The following is a 13,398-nucleotide window of genomic DNA, read 5'->3' on the forward strand; positions in this document are numbered from 1 at the left end:
AGCGGGCGAAGTGCGCGTGGGCGACGCGATCGTGGTGCTGCCGGGGCAGCGCGAAGCGACGGTGGCCGAGATCATCGCACCGGTGCCGGGGGGCACGGCGCAGGTGGACCGCGCGTTCGCGGGGCAGACGGTGACGATACGGTTGGCGCAGGACGTCGACGTTTCGCGCGGTGATACGTTCGTGGGGGCGCAAGCGGTGCCGGAGCCGGCGAAGAAGTTGGAGGCGGATCTGTGCTGGTTCGACGAGGAGCCGCTCTCGACGCAGCGCAAGTATCTGCTCAAGCAAACGACGAGCACGGTATTCGCGCGCGTCGGTTCGGTGAAGGAAGTGCTCGACGTCCATACGCTGTCGCACACGAGCGAGGTGCACGACCTGAAGATGAACGACATCGGCCGCGTTGCATTGACGCTGCAAAAGCCGATCGTTTGCGATGCCTACGACGCTCACCCGACCACGGGCGCGTTCGTGCTCATCGACGAAGCCACGCACCATACGGTCGCGGCCGGCATGATTCGTGCATACTCCGCTTGATCGAAAACGAGGCGGCGCCGGCAAGCGCCGTCCGCACGCAAGAGGATGAGAGCGCAATGGGCAAGGTGTATTTGATCGGTGCAGGGCCGGGGGCGGCGGATCTCATTACGGTGCGCGGTGCCCGTTTGCTGGGCACGGCCGACGTCGTTCTGCACGATGCGCTCGTCGAGCCGGCCATGCTCGACTATGCGCCGCATGCCCGCAAGATCGCAGTCGGCAAGCGCTGCGGACAGCGCTCGACGGCGCAGCAGTTCATCAACAAGCAGATCGTCGATGCGGCGCTCGCGCATGAAGTCGTCGTGCGTTTGAAGGGCGGCGATCCGATGCTGTTCGGCCGAGCCGACGAGGAAATGCGCGCGCTCGAGGAAGCCGGCATCGAATACGAAGTCGTGCCCGGCATTACGGCGGCCTTGGCGGCGGCGGCTTCGGTCAAGCGCTCGCTGACGTTGCGCGGCGTCGCGCGCAGCGTGGCGCTCGCCACCCGTAGCCGTGCACCCGACAGCGCGGCGATTCGCGAGGCCGTCAACGCGGACTCGATCGTCTTCTACATGGGCCGGGACAGCGCGCCCGACATCGCGCAGCAACTGATCGACGCGGGCCGCTCGGGCGCAACGCCCGTCGCGATCGTCGAGGCGTGCAGCACACCGCGCGAACGCACGCTGACGCTGACGCTCGAAGCGCTGGCCATGGGCGAGGCGCAGACGTGGCTCGATCCATCGCAACCGAGCCTGCTCATGATCGGCCAGGCGTTCGCCGAGCGAGCCTGCGCTGCTCCCGCGCACCGCTCGGAACCAACGGGCGAGGCCGTGGCCCGGGGCGATTCCTACGCCAACGCCGCCTGACGCCTGACGCTCGAGCGGCGCAGCGTTTCCCGCATTTTCCTATCGTTGGGCCGGCGAGACCGCCGGGCCTCCTCGGCGCCGTTGCGGCGCGCGCTTGGTTCGGCTGAGACCGATGGGCTTGGCGCGCGCGCGTGCGTCGCGTCTAGGCGCCCAACTGGCGCAGACAGTAGGCGGCGAGGGCATCGAGGACGGCGTCGTCCTCGCCCACCGGTACCGAGGTGCGAATCTCGACGCCGGGATGGGCTGCGCGGCAGGCGTCGATCACGAGCGGCAAATCACGCCGCACATGCCCCCCTTGCCCGAAAAATACCGGCACGACCGTGATCGACGCACAGCCCGCGGCGACTTGTGCCGCGACTGCCGTAGGTAAATCGGGTGTCATCAATTCGAGAAAAGCGAGCGCGACGTGCGTATCAGGCCCAGCCTGCGCGCGCAGCTTGTCGGCGAGCCGCTCGAACGGCTCGGCCCAGCGCGCAACGCGCGCGCCAAGCGCGAAGAGCACGATACCGCGTGAGGAGGAGGGGGCTGCGTTCATGGGCGCTTCCGTTGCCGGCGTCACCGGCGTCAGTGCCGGTCGACCCATTTGAGCCCGGCCAGGCCGAGCGCGAGATAGATGAGGCCCGGCGTGGCGGCCGTGACGGGTGCCGGCCACGTGTTGAGCATGCCGACGTGCGAGAACAGCGTGTTGATGAGCTGAAAGCTCATCCCGAGCATGATGCCGCCGAACACCTTCACGCCGACGACGCCGGCCCGCGTATGCAGATAGCCGAACGGCAGCGACAGCACCAGCATCACGAGCACGGCGAACGGATAAAGCAGCTTCTTCCAAAGCGCGATTTCGTAGCGTTGCGTGTCTTGATGGTTTTCGACGAGGTGCTGAATGTATCGGAACAAGTTGAACATCGACATCCGATCGGGCGAGACGAGCAGCACCGACAGAATTTGCGGCGTGAGCTCGGAGCGTAGCGAATACTCCGGCAGCGTGACCTGCGTGGCGCGATAAACGGGATTCAGCGCGTCGGCGGGCGTCTTGTTCGTGTTCGCCGGCTGCGGCAAGCTCGTGAGCTCGGTATCGGTCACGCCCGTCAGCAGCCAGTGGCCGTCACCCTCATAGCGGCCCGTTTGCGCGATGCGCAGGTTCGTCAGCCGAAAGCTCGGATCGAATTCGTAGATGCGCACCCGGCTGATCGTCGCATCGGGCATCAGTTCGCCGACGTTGACGAAGCGCGTGACCTGCTTGCCGTCCTCGCTCGCGGTCAGCGTGTCCTTGACCCAGACGCCCGAGGCGAAATTCGTCGAGACGGCCGAGCCGAGCGCCTCGAGACGCACGCGCTCGGACAGCTGATCGGAATAGGGGCCGACGACTTCGCCGATGAAATACGTGACCAGCACGAGCGGAATGCCGATCTTCAGCAGCGAGCGCAGCGCCTGGCTCGTGGAAAGGCCCGACACGCGGAAGATCGTGTATTCGGAGTTCGCCGCCATCTGCGCGAACACGTAGATCGCGCTGATCAGCGCGGCGACGGGAATGATCTCGTAGAAGCGCGACGGCGTTTGCAGCGCCACGCGCAGCACGGCATAGCCGAATTTGTAATTGCCGTGGCCGACCGTGTTCAGTTCGTTGATCAGATCGAAGAAGAAGAACAGGCCCGAGAACGCGAACAGGATGAAGATGAACGCGAGGTACACCTGCCGGGCGAAGTATCGTTCGTAGATGCGCATCGCCTTACGCTCCCCTAGCGAACCAGGCGCGCGGGATCAGCGGCCGGTTGCGCACGCGCAGCCAGAACACGGCGACGACGATGACCGCCGCGACGATATGCAAGCCCACGAGCGCCGCGACGAACGACATGCGGCCCTGCTCGAGCGACGACTGCACGACGTTGAGCAGGTTCGAATAGGTCAGGAAGATCAGCACGGCCATGACGAGATTGATCGTGCGCCCGCGCCGCGGGTTTTGATAAGCGAGCGGAATGCCGAGCAGCATCAAGTTGATGGCCATCAGCGGCAGCCCGGTGCGCCATGCGAACTCGGCAAGATTGGCACGCGTGGGGTGGCGCAGCAGGGCAGGGGTGGACAGGCCCGTCGTGGTCGGGACGTTGACGATCGGCTGGTGCGTGATCTTCACGCCGTATCGCTCGAACTCCATGATGCGGAAATCGGGCTTGCGCGGCTCGCCGTCGTAGCGCCGGCCGTTGTCGAGCACGACGAAGCGCGAACCGTCTTTCATCGTTTCAGTATGGCCGTTGCGCGAAACGATGACGCTGACCTTGCCGTTTTCGGTGCTCGTGACGAACACGTTCTGCACGTGGGCTTGATCGGCCGTCATCTTCTCGACGAAGAACACGCGGTGCGTGGCCGGCGATTCGCGGAACTGGCCGGGCGCGAGCATCGAGACTTCGTCGCGCTGCTGAAAGCGGGAACGGATGAGCTTGCTCTGCGCGTTCGACCACGGCCAGCCGACGTAGGCGAAGAACGCAACGAGCAGGATCAGCGGTGCGGCGAATTTCGCGATCGGCTTGATGAACTGGGTGAGGCTCACGCCCGAGGCGAGCCAGACGACCATCTCGGAGTCGCGGTACCAGCGCGTGAGCACGAACAGAATGGAGACGAATATCGTCACGACGAGCATCACGGCGATGTAGCCGATGACGGTCAGGCCGATCAGGACGACGACGTCCTTCGGATCGATTTCGCCCGATGCGGCAAAGCCGACGATGCGTATCATCATCGTCGTGAGGAAGATGGTCAGCAGCACCATGAATACGGCACCGGCCGTATACGCTAGCTCGCGCTGCAGGGAGCGTTCGAAGATCATCGTCGATGCGAGAGGGCGGTGGCGTTCGCGCAGCTCGAGCGCGCGGTTCCGACGCCGGGGAAAAAATAGCGGATAATTGCCGCTTCGTTACGGGATCGTTACGACAGTTAAGCCGATTTTATCCGAGGACAAGCGCGATGGACTTTAGCATAAAAGCCTGTGACTGGACGAAGGGCACGACGGGCGGTTTTCTGACGGGGAAATCCGATTGCATCGTCATCGGTGTGTTCGAGGGGCAATCGCTTTCCGGCGCTGCGCTCGAGATCGATACGGCGACGAAGGGGCTTCTCACGCGCATCGTCAAGGCCGGCGACATGCAGGGCAAGAGCGGCTCGACACTGTTCCTGCACGAAGTGGAAGGAATCGGAGCCTCGCGCGTGCTGCTGGTCGGGCTCGGCAAGCAGGACGCGTTCGGGCAAAAGGCGTACGTGGAGGCGGCGCGCGCCGCGTGGCGCGCGATCCTGGGCACGAAGATCGTCCAAGTCACGTTCACGCTCGCGCAGTTGCCCGTCAAGGAGCGTACGGCCGAGTGGGCCGCGCGCGCCGCCGTCCTCGCGCTGCGCGGCGAGACCTATCAGTTCACTCAGCTCAAGAGCAAGCCCGAGCCGGCCAAGCATGCGCTCAAGCGCATCGTCATGACCGTCGATCCGGCCGACGAGAAACTCGCGAAGCTCGCCGTCAAGCAAGGGCAGGCCGTGGCCGGCGGCATGGACCTCGCGCGCGATCTAGGCAATCTGCCCGGCAACGTCTGTACCCCGAGCTACCTGGCCGAAACCGCGAGGAAGCTCGGCAAGGAATTCAAGCTCAAGGTCGACGTGCTCGGCGAGAAGCAGCTCGAAGCGCTCAAGATGGGCTCGCTGCTGTCGGTCACGCGCGGCACGACCGAGCCCGCGCAGTTCATCGTCATGCAATATCAAGGCGGCGGGGCCAAGGCCGCGCCGATCGTTCTCGTCGGCAAGGGCGTGACGTTCGACAGCGGCGGCATCTCGCTGAAGCCGGGTGAGGGCATGGACGAGATGAAGTACGACATGTGCGGCGCCGCGTCGGTGTTCGGCACGTTGCGCGCAGCCGCGGAATTGGGGCTCAAGCTCAATGTCGTCGGCATCGTCCCCGCCGTCGAGAACATGCCGAGCGGCCAGGCCACGAAGCCGGGCGACATCGTCACGAGCATGTCGGGGCTGACCATCGAAGTGCTCAACACCGATGCCGAAGGGCGCCTCATCCTGTGCGATGCGCTCACCTATGCCGCGCGCTTCAAGCCGGCCGCCGTCGTCGACGTCGCCACGCTCACGGGCGCCTGCATCATCGCGCTCGGGCATCACAATTCGGCGTTGTTCTCGAAGGACGATGCGCTGGCAGGAGAATTGCTCGACGCGTCGCGCGAAGCGATGGACCCGACTTGGCGTATGCCGCTCGACGAGGAATACGGCGAGCAGCTCAAGTCGAATTTCGCCGATCTCGCGAACATCGGCGGCCGCCCCGCCGGCAGCGTGACGGCCGCGTGCTTCCTGTCGCGCTTCACGGAAAGCTACGCCTGGGCGCACCTCGACATCGCGGGCATCGCTTGGAAGAGCGGTGCGGCCAAGGGCGCGACGGGGCGCCCCGTGCCGCTGCTCACGCAATTTTTGATCGACCGCGCGGGGCAGTGACGATGGTGCTTGGCCTCGGGGGCGGGCAGTGACGCGCGTAGACTTTCATACGAACGTCGGCGACGTGCTGCTCTATGCATGCCGGCTCGCGCGCAAGGCGTACCAGGCGGGCCAGCCGCTCGTCGTGCTCGGCGATCCCGGGCGGCTGCGCGCGTTCGACGAGCGGCTTTGGACGTTCTCGCCGCTCGATTTCCTTCCGCATTGCATGGCCGACAGCGCGCTCGCCGCGCGCACGCCGATCGTGCTTGCGAGCGATCTCGAGCGCATGCCGCATCACCAAATCTTGTTGAACCTCGCCCCGGCCGTGCCGGCCCAATTCGCGCGCTTCGAGCGGCTGCTCGAAGTCGTCGGAACCAGCGAGGACGAACTGGCGGCGGGGCGCGAGCGGTATCGCTTCTACCGCGATCGCGGCTATCCGCTCAACAATTACAAGCAAGGCGAGTGACGCCTAGCGTCGCTGCCGGCGCATTTATCGTCGCACTCATCGTTTCAGGGAGACAAGCATGACCGATCCCACCGATCCTCATTCGTCGATTCCGACGCTCACGGACGTCATCGTCCCAGGGCGGCCGCCGACGGGCAGGCCCGTGCCGTCACAGCCTGATGCGAATGCGGCGATGCAGCCGAGCACCCAGCCCGAGCAGCCGGCGTTCGCGTGGGAGAGGGAGTCGAAGCCGACCGCTCCAACGCACGGCGTCACGCAACCCGAGGCGGCGGTGGCTTCCTCCGAGCAAGCCGGCTCGCGCGCCGCGGCGTTCGACGAACGCGACGTCGAGTTCATCGCCGAACGTCTGCGCTCGCGTTTCTCGGCCTACCTGCGACAGGACGCGCGCAGCGTGGTCGAGGGACGCTGCCGCGACGCCGTCGAGGAACATACGAACTGGCTCGTGCGGCAAGTCACGCGCGAGGTCGTGAGCGCGCTCGAGCAGGAAGTCGCGGGCTGGGTTCGCGACGCCGTCCGCGAGGAACTCGCGCGGCACGCGTCGCGGCGATAAGTTGCAGCGATGCGCGTCACCCGGTCACGGCGCCTTCGTCGGCCGGGCGTGCGAGCGCGGCGAATTTGGCCAGCACGCCGCGTGTGTAGCGCGGTGCCGGCGGTTTCCAAGCCGCGCGGCGCCGTTCGAGTTCAGCGTCGTCGACATTCAACCGCAGTAGTAGCCGGTGCGCATCGATCGTGATCGAATCGCCTTCGGCAACGAGCGCGATCGTGCCGCCGACGAACGCCTCGGGCGCCACGTGCCCGACCACCATGCCCCAGGTCCCGCCCGAAAATCGCCCGTCGGTAATGAGGCCGACCGATTCGCCGAGTCCCTTGCCGATCAGGGCCGAGGTGGGCGCCAGCATTTCGGGCATGCCTGGGCCGCCTTGCGGGCCGAGGTAGCGCAGCACGAGCACGTCGCCCGCGCGGATGCGGTCGTCGAGAATCGCCGCGAGCGCGCTCTGCTCGTCGTCGAACACGCGAGCCGGACCCGTGATGACCGGATTCTTCAGCCCCGTGATTTTCGCGACGGCACCGTTCTCGGCCAGATTGCCCTTCAAGATCGCGAGATGCCCTTCCTCGTAGAGCGCCTCGTCGATCGGAAAGATCACGCGCTGATCGGTACGCGGCGCGCTCGGCACGTCCGCCAGCTCCTCGGCGATGGTCCTGCCCGTGATCGTCACGCAGTCGCCATGCAGCAGGCCCGCGTCGAGCAGGATCTTCAGCACCTGCGGGATGCCGCCCGCGCGGTGCAGATCGGTCGCGACGTATTCGCCCGAGGGCTTGAGGTTGCAGATGACGGGCACGCGCTTGCGGATCCGCTCGAAGTCGTCGATCGTCCAGGGCACGTCGGCCGCATGCGCGATCGCCAGATAGTGGAGCACCGCATTGGTGGAGCCGCCCGTCGCCATGATCGACGCCACCGCATTCTCGATCGACTTGCGCGTGATGATGTCGCGCGGCTTCAAGTCGTTCTTCACCGCTTCGACGAGCACGCGCGCGGACTGCGCGCTCGATGCGACCTTCTCGTCATCGGGATTGGCCATCGTCGACGAATAGAGCAGCGACATGCCGAGCGCTTCGAACGAGGAGCTCATCGTATTGGCCGTGTACATGCCTCCGCACGAACCGGTGCTGGGGCACGCGTTGCGCTCTATCCCCTCGAAGTCTTCCCGCGTCATGCGGCCCGCCGTGAATTCGCCTACTGCCTCGAACGACGAGACGATCGTGAGATCCTTGCCCTTCCAATGGCCGGGGCGGATCGTGCCGCCGTAGACATAGATGCCGGGCACGTTGATGCGCGCGAGCGCGATCATGCCGCCCGGCATGTTCTTGTCGCAGCCGCCGATCACGACGACGCCGTCCATCCACTGGCCTTGCACGCAGGTCTCGATGCAATCGGCGATGACTTCGCGCGAGACCAGCGAGTACTTCATCCCTTCCGTGCCCATCGACATGCCGTCGGAGATCGTCGGCGTGCCGAACGTTTGCGCGTTCGCGCCCGAAGCCGTCACGGCGGCCACGGCCGCATCGGCGAGCTTTTGCAGGCCGGCGTTGCAAGGGGTGATCGTCGAGTGGCCGTTCGCAATGCCGATCATCGGCTTGTCGAAATCGTCCTTTTCGTAGCCGAGTGCGTAGAACATCGAGCGGTTCGGGGCGCGCGCGACGCCTTGCGTGATGTGCTGTGAACGACGGTTGTTGGCCATGGACTTCACTCCGGTTCGTGGATCGGAAGCGGGGGCGGTGCCTAGCCGGGTGTCTAGCTGGGCACCGAGCTGGGGTGCGTAGTCCACTATATGATGAACGCCCGATAAGATCGAATCGCATCTCAACGACATCGCTCGGAGCCGCCGCATGACCCCCGATTTGCGCCAATTGCGTTATTTCGTCGCCGTCGCCGAGGAGCGGCATTTCGGGCGCGCGGCCCGGAAACTCTCGATGACGCAGCCGCCGCTGTCGCAGGCGATTCGCGGGCTCGAAGAGGCGCTCGGCGTCGAGCTTTTTGCGCGCACGAAGCGCACCGTGGAACTGACGGCCGTGGGTGCCGATCTCTTGCCGGAAGTGCGCAAGCTGCTCGCCTCGGCCGACGCGTTGCCGCCGCTCGCGCAGAGCCTCGCGCGCGGGGAGGCCGGCGCGCTCTCGCTCGCGTTCGTGTCGACGGCCGATTACGGCTTGCTGCCGCAACTGCTGCGCGACTTCGCCGTGCGCCATCCGCGCGTGCGCCTCGATTTGGCCGAAGCGACGAGCGACGTTCAGATCGAAGAGCTCGTGGCGGGTCGGATCGATGCCGGCCTCATCATTCCACCCCTGCCGCCGCGCCACGTGGCCGCGCTCACGTATCTGCCCGTCATGCGGGAGCCGCTCGTCGCCGCGCTGCCCGCGCCCTGCGTGCCGCATCGCGGCCGCGGCGAGCCGCCCGACTGGATCGACGAGGCCGTTTCGCTGGCCGATGTCGGGCAATTGCCGCTCGTGATCTTTCCGCGCCGTTTGGCGCCGGGCTTTTATGACATCATTACGGGCTGCTACAGCGCGGCCGGCCTCACGCCCCGCATCGGGCAAGAAGCGATTCAAATGCAAACGATCGTAAGCTTGGTGTCGGCCGGCATGGGAATGGCGCTGGTGCCGCAATCGTTGCGTAATCTGCGGCGCACGGGTGTCGTGTATCGGCCGCTCGCGGAGCGGGCGCCGCTGATCGAGACGGGGCTCGTCTGGAGAACGGCCGACGTGAGCCCCGTGCTGGCCGGTTTCATCGAGATCGTGCGGGCCCATGCCGGCAGCTCGCAAGGGCGTGCATCGCGGCAAGCGCACGCCGGCCGCCGCGCGAAGCAACGAAAGGATGCCCGGGAGCGCGATGCTTAAGCTCAAGCGCGGCGCGCGTGCCGCTCGTTCAATGCCTCATTTTTCAATGCCGAAAGCCTTACGATGCTGATTCATCCCAATTTCGATCCCATTGCGATTCATGTCGGCCCGCTTGCGGTTCGTTGGTACGGCCTCATGTACCTCGTCGGTTTCATGCTGGCCGTCGTCATCGCCCGGCTGCGGCTGCGCTTGCCGCACGTCGCCGCGCAAGGCTGGACCGCGAAGGATATCGACGACATCCTGTTCTACGGCGTGCTCGGCACGATCCTCGGCGGGCGGCTCGGCTACGTCCTGTTCTACAAAGCCGACTATTACTTCGCGCACCCGCTCGACGTCTTCAAGGTCTGGCAGGGCGGGATGTCGTTCCACGGCGGTTTTCTCGGCGTCACGCTCGCGATGGTGCTGTTCGCGTATCAGCGCAAGCGCACCTGGCTGCAAGTGACGGATTTCGTCGCGCCGATGGTGCCGACGGGGCTCGCCGCGGGCCGTCTCGGCAATTTCATCAACGGCGAGCTCTGGGGGCGCGTGACGAATCCCGATGCGCCGTGGGCGATGTTGTTCCAGAACTCGTCGAATGACGATGCGATCTGGCTCGTGCGGCATCCGCAATTGGCGGCGCAGTGGCATCTGGGCGACGTGTTCGCGAAGTACCACATGCTGCCGCGCCATCCGTCGGAGCTCTACGAGATTGCGCTCGAGGGGATCGCGCTGTTCTTCGTGCTGTGGTTCTTCACGCGCAAGCCGCGTCCGGTCGGCGCGGCATCGGCCGTGTTTCTGATCGGCTATGGGCTGGCCCGCTTCATCGTCGAATTCGCGCGCGAGCCCGACGACTTCCTCGGGCTGCTCGCGCTTGGGCTTTCGATGGGACAGTGGCTCTCGCTGCCGATGATCGTCATCGGCGTCGGCGTGCTGGTCTGGTCGTATCGGCGCGGCCGCACCGCGTCCGTGGGCGCCGCGTCGAACTGAGCGATGACCTCGTGCGGGCGCGGCTACCGCGTCATCTGCACCGACCCCGAGACGGTGACCGTCACGGTGGATTTGCCGGCTTCGACGGGCAGCGGGGCCGGTGCCGCTGCCGCCATCGCCCGCATCGCGAACATCGGACGCGGCGGCGTCGCGTTATTGCTGTTCACGTTGACTTCGCGAATCGCATAGGTGTTGTAGCCGAACGCTCTTGCGGCCGAATCCGCTTGCACCCTGAAGTTCTTGATCGCTTCGGACGTCAGCTTGTCGGCTGCTTTCTGCTGCGCTTCGGGCGACAGCGAAAACGCGACGCCACCGACTTGCATCGCCGAATTCATCTGTCCCGCGAGCTTCGACGCGGCGGCGAAATCGCGCGATTCGAGAATCACTTCGGTCCGGCCGCGCCATGAAGAAATGTGGCCGTCGCGGTCAGTCATCGGGTCGATCGAGAATGCACCGGTACGGGCGGTGACGTTCGCTACGCCCCGTGCTTGCTTGAGCGCCGCATCGGCGTGCGCGTTGAGCGACTCCGTCAGCGAAGCGGGGTCGTTTGCTTCTTTCTCATAGAACAACGTGATGTCGACGACGTCCTGCGGTACTTCGGCGCTCGCATTAGCCGATAGCGAGAGGACGCCGGACGGTTGTTGCTGCACGAGCATGGTGTCCGCTCTCGACGTCGAGGGCACGGTGGCGAGCGCGAGCGGCACGGCGGCCGCGAGAGACATCGCTGCGATTGTTTTTTTCATTGCGGCTCCGCTTCAAAGCATCGAGACATGGCATCGGGACCGGGGCCATGCAAGCCCGGACGCATTCCCCGCAGCCGTGTGCACTACGTCAGCCGCTCCGTGATGAAGTGCCACTCGTCGTCGGCAACGGGCGTGATCGACAGCCGATTGCCTTTGGCGAGCACGCGCATGCCGGCCAGCTCGGGATGCGCTCGCAGCTCGGCAAGCGGCACGAGCGGCGTCTTCTTCACGAAGCGCACGTCCACGAGCATCCAGCGCGGCGTTTCCTGCGTGGATTTCGCATCGTAGTACGGGCTCTTCGGGTCGAACTGCGTCGGATCGGGATACGCGCCCGACACGACTTCGGCAATGCCGGCGATGCCAGGTTCCGGGCAACTCGAATGATAGAAGAGCACCCCGTCGCCGATTCTCATTATGTCGCGCATGAAGTTGCGCGCCTGATAATTGCGCACGCCTGTCCACGGCAGTGTTCGCTTCGGAGCGGAAAAGAGATCGTCGATGCTTGCTTCGTCCGGTTCGGACTTCATGAGCCAGTAGCGCATACGCGAATCAAGTCATGAGGGAGTGATGAAATCGTGCGAATCGAGGCGGCGCAGCGGCGCACCGGGCGCGCGCACGACGGCTTGGCGCGCCCCAAATGAAAACGGCATCGGAAGCACCGATGCCGTCGAATAAAGTCCCCGCCTTGGCCGCTAGGCCGGCATCCTGAACCGGAAGTTCAGAATTGGTCGCAGTTAGCCGCACTTCGGGTTCATCAGACAGAGTGACGCGCACGCCCGTGCTGCAAATTTCCGCAACCGTGCACATGGCATTGGTTCAAGGAATCTATGACCTTGGCGAACCAGGCAGGGAAGCCGTAAAACTTGTTGAAACTTGTTGAAACAGCGGCTCGTTACAGTGCCTCGTGTTGATCGAGCACCGCACCGAGCTTCTCGTTCATTTGGCGCATTGTACGCCGGATTTCTTCCGCGGGAAACGCTTCGCCGTGACGCACGCTCTGTTGAAGCTTCAACAGCTCGGAGGCGAGCGAGAGCGCGGCCATCACCGCGATGCGATCGGTGCCGCGCACATTGCTCGATCCGCGAATCTTCGTCATTTCCGCGTCGACTCTTGCCACGGCCTCGAGCAGCGCCGCTTCCGTTTCGGGCGAGCAGGCGAGGCGATAGCTTTGTCCTAAAATCGTTACTTCGATCTGTTTCGTCGTCATGCATCTTCTCCGTGCTGCGCGGGCGCACCTTCCTCGGCGTTCGCCTTGCTCCGTTCTTGCTGCGAAGCGAGCAAATCGAGCTGGCTGTCGGAATCGTACGGACCTTTGGCGCGCGGCAGCTTCTCGAGGATCGCGTTCAGGCGCACTTGCGCATCGTCGATCTTCGCGACGAGCGCATCGCGCTCGGCCTGCAGCCCATTGCGCTCTTCGCGCAGCAGCGCGAGCTCGGCCTGGGCCGTTTCGTTTTCTTTCCGCAACTGCGCGAGTTGTTCCTCGAGCGCGAGGCGTGCCTGCTGCTGGCGCTCGTTGATCGCGATCAGCCGGCCAATGTTCTGCGAGAGGGATTCGAGTTCGTTGAGCATCTGCTGCGTCCTCTAAAGACCCCGCATTTTAGCGCTAAATAACGGCAGTTCGGATCGATCTCTCGTATCGAGACGTAACCGTTGTAGGCTTTTTTTGCGGAACGTGATGTTTCGCACGATGTTTGCAGAGGCTCGGCGGGGGTGCGGCGATTGACGTGCGCCTTCGCCCGCTCCTACACTGGAGGCACTTTGGTGCTCGCGCGCCGGCCATTTGGCGCGCGGTTAAACGGGAAACAGGGAGCTTGCGTCCGCCCGGACGAGCCAACCTGTGCTGTCCCCCGCCAACGGTAAGCGACCCGCAAGGCGCATGAAAACGCCGCGCACGACCGCTCCATTGCCACTGCGTACTTCACGCGGGAAGGCGGAAGCGATCGCGTCGCCAGCCCGGATACCGGCCAAAGGGGGAGCGCGATGCCGCGCTCGCGCGGCTGATCGTGCCGC

General features: G+C 65.1%; 15 protein-coding genes, 1 other RNA gene and 1 riboswitch. Of the genes, 7 read left to right on the top strand and 9 right to left on the bottom strand.

Annotated elements, in window-relative coordinates:
- Together ACTHNZ_RS01120 and cobA are read left to right on the top strand one after the other, a co-directional pair.
- Positions 1-532, top strand: a 532-nt coding sequence (locus ACTHNZ_RS01120; protein ID WP_440540648.1) for an elongation factor 1-alpha C-terminal domain-related protein, incomplete at its 5' end; no start/stop codon positions are given.
- Positions 533-588: 56 nt separating this feature from the next.
- On the top strand, positions 589-1,374 hold the full coding sequence (gene cobA, locus ACTHNZ_RS01125; RefSeq protein ID WP_440540710.1) for a uroporphyrinogen-III C-methyltransferase: 786 nt from the start codon (positions 589-591) through the stop codon (positions 1,372-1,374).
- A 142-nt stretch (positions 1,375-1,516) separates the two neighbouring features.
- On the opposite strand, the gene ACTHNZ_RS01130 is transcribed toward cobA, so the two are convergent.
- The 3 genes from ACTHNZ_RS01130 to lptF are packed head-to-tail and all read right to left on the bottom strand — an operon-like array spanning position 1,517 to position 4,192.
- The gene (locus ACTHNZ_RS01130; protein ID WP_440540649.1) at positions 1,517-1,909 is read right to left on the bottom strand and encodes a sirohydrochlorin chelatase; all 393 of its coding nucleotides are present in this window, start codon (positions 1,907-1,909) and stop codon (positions 1,517-1,519) included.
- A gap of 29 nt (positions 1,910-1,938) precedes the next feature.
- Positions 1,939-3,096, bottom strand: a complete 1,158-nt coding sequence (lptG, locus tag ACTHNZ_RS01135) for an LPS export ABC transporter permease LptG (protein WP_440540650.1) — start codon at positions 3,094-3,096, stop codon at positions 1,939-1,941.
- A 4-nt stretch (positions 3,097-3,100) separates the two neighbouring features.
- Positions 3,101-4,192 carry an LPS export ABC transporter permease LptF gene (lptF, locus tag ACTHNZ_RS01140; protein WP_440540651.1) on the bottom strand — a complete coding sequence of 364 codons (1,092 nt, stop codon included), beginning with the start codon at positions 4,190-4,192 and terminating at the stop codon, positions 3,101-3,103.
- Positions 4,193-4,329: 137 nt separating this feature from the next.
- On the opposite strand from lptF, the gene ACTHNZ_RS01145 reads away from it, so the two are divergent.
- The 3 genes from ACTHNZ_RS01145 to ACTHNZ_RS01155 are packed head-to-tail and all read left to right on the top strand — an operon-like array spanning position 4,330 to position 6,836.
- On the top strand, positions 4,330-5,841 hold the full coding sequence (locus ACTHNZ_RS01145; protein WP_440540652.1) for a leucyl aminopeptidase: 1,512 nt from the start codon (positions 4,330-4,332) through the stop codon (positions 5,839-5,841).
- A 28-nt stretch (positions 5,842-5,869) separates the two neighbouring features.
- On the top strand, positions 5,870-6,286 hold the full coding sequence (locus tag ACTHNZ_RS01150; RefSeq protein WP_440540653.1) for a DNA polymerase III subunit chi: 417 nt from the start codon (positions 5,870-5,872) through the stop codon (positions 6,284-6,286).
- Positions 6,287-6,344: 58 nt separating this feature from the next.
- Positions 6,345-6,836: a DUF2486 family protein gene (locus ACTHNZ_RS01155; RefSeq protein ID WP_440540654.1), complete on the top strand. Its 492-nt coding sequence runs from the start codon at positions 6,345-6,347 to the stop codon at positions 6,834-6,836.
- A gap of 16 nt (positions 6,837-6,852) precedes the next feature.
- Here the strand turns inward: ACTHNZ_RS01155 and ilvD are convergent, their stop codons facing one another.
- A complete protein-coding gene (gene ilvD, locus ACTHNZ_RS01160) occupies positions 6,853-8,526 on the bottom strand; it encodes a dihydroxy-acid dehydratase (protein WP_440540655.1) in 1,674 nt (557 codons plus the stop codon).
- Positions 8,527-8,674: 148 nt separating this feature from the next.
- Here ilvD and ACTHNZ_RS01165 point away from each other — a divergent pair, with 148 nt between their 5' ends.
- Together ACTHNZ_RS01165 and lgt are read left to right on the top strand one after the other, a co-directional pair.
- Positions 8,675-9,679, top strand: a complete 1,005-nt coding sequence (locus tag ACTHNZ_RS01165; RefSeq protein WP_440540656.1) for a LysR substrate-binding domain-containing protein — start codon at positions 8,675-8,677, stop codon at positions 9,677-9,679.
- A gap of 63 nt (positions 9,680-9,742) precedes the next feature.
- Positions 9,743-10,645, top strand: a complete 903-nt coding sequence (gene lgt / locus ACTHNZ_RS01170) for a prolipoprotein diacylglyceryl transferase (RefSeq protein WP_440540657.1) — start codon at positions 9,743-9,745, stop codon at positions 10,643-10,645.
- A 23-nt stretch (positions 10,646-10,668) separates the two neighbouring features.
- On the opposite strand, the gene ACTHNZ_RS01175 is transcribed toward lgt, so the two are convergent.
- The 5 genes from ACTHNZ_RS01175 to ACTHNZ_RS01195 form a co-directional block, all read right to left on the bottom strand.
- Positions 10,669-11,388 carry an SIMPL domain-containing protein gene (locus ACTHNZ_RS01175; protein WP_440540658.1) on the bottom strand — a complete coding sequence of 240 codons (720 nt, stop codon included), beginning with the start codon at positions 11,386-11,388 and terminating at the stop codon, positions 10,669-10,671.
- Positions 11,389-11,471: 83 nt separating this feature from the next.
- Positions 11,472-11,930: an EVE domain-containing protein gene (locus tag ACTHNZ_RS01180; RefSeq protein WP_440540659.1), complete on the bottom strand. Its 459-nt coding sequence runs from the start codon at positions 11,928-11,930 to the stop codon at positions 11,472-11,474.
- 131 nt (positions 11,931-12,061) lie between these two features.
- Positions 12,062-12,243, bottom strand: a non-coding RNA gene (gene ssrS / locus ACTHNZ_RS01185) — 6S RNA.
- Between the two features lie 37 nt (positions 12,244-12,280).
- On the bottom strand, positions 12,281-12,595 hold the full coding sequence (locus tag ACTHNZ_RS01190; RefSeq protein WP_440540660.1) for a cell division protein ZapA: 315 nt from the start codon (positions 12,593-12,595) through the stop codon (positions 12,281-12,283).
- The gene (locus ACTHNZ_RS01195; protein WP_440540661.1) at positions 12,592-12,957 is read right to left on the bottom strand and encodes an ATPase; all 366 of its coding nucleotides are present in this window, start codon (positions 12,955-12,957) and stop codon (positions 12,592-12,594) included. Before ACTHNZ_RS01195 ends, ACTHNZ_RS01190 begins: the two co-directional genes overlap by 4 nt.
- 173 nt (positions 12,958-13,130) lie before the next feature.
- A riboswitch (cobalamin riboswitch) is annotated at positions 13,131-13,371 on the top strand.
- Positions 13,372-13,398 lie beyond the last annotated feature (27 nt).

Origin of the sequence: Trinickia sp. (assembly GCF_051953955.1) — a bacterium.
Taxonomy (GTDB): domain Bacteria; phylum Pseudomonadota; class Gammaproteobacteria; order Burkholderiales; family Burkholderiaceae; genus Trinickia.

Coding starts and splice junctions, on each gene's coding strand:
- ACTHNZ_RS01175 (WP_440540658.1), bottom strand. CDS start 11,388: ATGAAAAAAACAATCGCAGCGATGTCTCTCGCGGCCGCCGTGCCGCTC.
- ACTHNZ_RS01190 (WP_440540660.1), bottom strand. CDS start 12,595: ATGACGACGAAACAGATCGAAGTAACGATTTTAGGACAAAGCTATCGC.
- ACTHNZ_RS01145 (WP_440540652.1), top strand. CDS start 4,330: ATGGACTTTAGCATAAAAGCCTGTGACTGGACGAAGGGCACGACGGGC.
- ACTHNZ_RS01195 (WP_440540661.1), bottom strand. CDS start 12,957: ATGCTCAACGAACTCGAATCCCTCTCGCAGAACATTGGCCGGCTGATC.
- ACTHNZ_RS01155 (WP_440540654.1), top strand. CDS start 6,345: ATGACCGATCCCACCGATCCTCATTCGTCGATTCCGACGCTCACGGAC.
- cobA (WP_440540710.1), top strand. CDS start 589: ATGGGCAAGGTGTATTTGATCGGTGCAGGGCCGGGGGCGGCGGATCTC.
- ACTHNZ_RS01130 (WP_440540649.1), bottom strand. CDS start 1,909: ATGAACGCAGCCCCCTCCTCCTCACGCGGTATCGTGCTCTTCGCGCTT.
- ilvD (WP_440540655.1), bottom strand. CDS start 8,526: ATGGCCAACAACCGTCGTTCACAGCACATCACGCAAGGCGTCGCGCGC.
- lgt (WP_440540657.1), top strand. CDS start 9,743: ATGCTGATTCATCCCAATTTCGATCCCATTGCGATTCATGTCGGCCCG.
- ACTHNZ_RS01180 (WP_440540659.1), bottom strand. CDS start 11,930: ATGCGCTACTGGCTCATGAAGTCCGAACCGGACGAAGCAAGCATCGAC.
- lptG (WP_440540650.1), bottom strand. CDS start 3,096: ATGCGCATCTACGAACGATACTTCGCCCGGCAGGTGTACCTCGCGTTC.
- lptF (WP_440540651.1), bottom strand. CDS start 4,192: ATGATCTTCGAACGCTCCCTGCAGCGCGAGCTAGCGTATACGGCCGGT.
- ACTHNZ_RS01165 (WP_440540656.1), top strand. CDS start 8,675: ATGACCCCCGATTTGCGCCAATTGCGTTATTTCGTCGCCGTCGCCGAG.